The 1,779-nt window shown below is 39.3% G+C and carries 1 protein-coding gene; it reads right to left on the reverse strand.

Annotated elements, in window-relative coordinates; translation table 11 throughout:
- Positions 1-162: 162 nt before the first annotated feature.
- A complete protein-coding gene (locus H1P_RS35415) occupies positions 163-1,635 on the reverse strand; it encodes a hypothetical protein (RefSeq protein ID WP_144876479.1) in 1,473 nt (490 codons plus the stop codon).
- Between the last annotated feature and the right edge of the window lie 144 nt (positions 1,636-1,779).

The following is a 1,779-nucleotide window of genomic DNA, read 5'->3' on the forward strand; positions in this document are numbered from 1 at the left end:
GAGCGATCGCATCACAACCCATTCTCAAAGCTGCATCACTTGTATAGTAAATTTCTTGGCGTAGTTCAAAAACGGGGGATTTTGGGTAACAAAGGCAACACAAATTATGCCTGGTTATGAATAGGCTGATAGAACAATAGTATTATGATTGCTTCAGGTTATTCAAGCCCTTTGAAATTTCTCAAATCCCAGCATTTCTAACCAATGAGGGTGTTTAATTCCTGTCATCAACTCGGTAGGGCTTTTGTCAACTCTTTTAGCCACTCGGCTTTCCATGAAGGTACGATGATTCAAGAAAAACCGAAGCAGATCGAGATAATCAGAATTGAGGTGCTTTCTCAAGAAAAAGTAATTTCTCAAACGAGAATTCAGGTTTTCCACTAGCGAACTGGCTCTGGGAGTTGATTTCATTGCTGATTCTACCGCTTCTTTAACGGGTAGAAATTTTGCTTTTAGTTGCTGGTAAAGTTGATTCCATTTCTGCCAATAGAGGTTCGTAGAAAGAGACTTCTTCATTAAGAAACAAACCTCTCGCACTTGAGAGGGAGAAATCCGAAACTTTTGGGCAATATCTGCGAGTTTTTGGTCTAATACTTCAGCAAAAGCTAAGAGATCGTTTTTTTGATTCGATAAAGCCACTCTAATTGCTCTAATCCCTTTGTGAGCTTGGTCTTCCCTCAGTTGAAGCTCTTCAATAATGAAATTCATCAGCTCGATTCTTTCCGACCATTCTGCCCCTGCCAAAGACAAAATATCATTTCTTAGCCAAAAGAGCAGTATTTTGATGTCGCTGGCTAATTTTTGGAATTTTACTTCTTTTTTACAAGCTTTAGTTAACTTAGCTGATAATTTGTTTCCTTGACCCTTTAATTTGGCTAACTTCATCGAATGCTCTAGCTTTTCTCGGCTCGTTGTGGCACCTTGGGCTTTTTTGGCTAAATTACGGCATAATGCTTCACCTTGATGGAAAATATGCCACACATCGCCGTGACAAGGAATATCACCCCAAGCAGCTTTTTGTCCTGCTCTGATACCAACACCTGCATCCGCTATCGTGTAATCGGGATTCAATCCTTGTGCTTCTGCTTCGAGTAAATGCCATCCCCAGGTATCTTCGTCTCGATGTTCTACTGCTTCGAGAAGAAAACAGTAGGTCGAATCTGCATCTACTCCTGTCAAAACGGGTTGGGAACCCTGGAAGAGTTCATCCAGTAAGGGAACTTTAATCGGCGATAAATCCTGAGATTGATTGATTTTTCTGGCTTTTTGAACTACTTCTTTGACTCGATTGTGGATCGTGCCAATACCAATCGAATAATCAAATAAATCTCTCAATAGCTCCTTAACTCCTCTGTAAGAGCAATGACAGATTAAAATCAACGCCAGAATCAACTGAAATATCCATGAGTGAGTGATAGGAAGATAATATAGCACTTCATTCTCTCCCTCTTCCTTTTCAAAAGCTTTATTCAATGCTTTTTGGGCAAGAGCTTTCTGTTGGTAGAGAAATTTACGGCTTACTCCCTCTTCATGAGCTAGATGGCTGATTTTTGACTTTTTTGATAAGACTTGAACTGCTAATTGTTGACGCTGACGAGGATGAAGACCAGAAGCTATAGAAGAAGATGAATTCACTCAGTTTACTACTATATTTACCTAATTTTAATTTGATTTATTAGTATCTCCCATCTTGTTATTTTTGAGCAATAACTTAAAACATTTGTTCTATGTACCTGGCTTGATTTTTGCCCAAAGTGTAACCCTCGTTTGAACAACGCC

Origin of the sequence: Hyella patelloides LEGE 07179, assembly GCF_900659865.1 — a bacterium.
Classification (GTDB): Bacteria; Cyanobacteriota; Cyanobacteriia; order Cyanobacteriales; family Xenococcaceae; genus Hyella; species Hyella patelloides.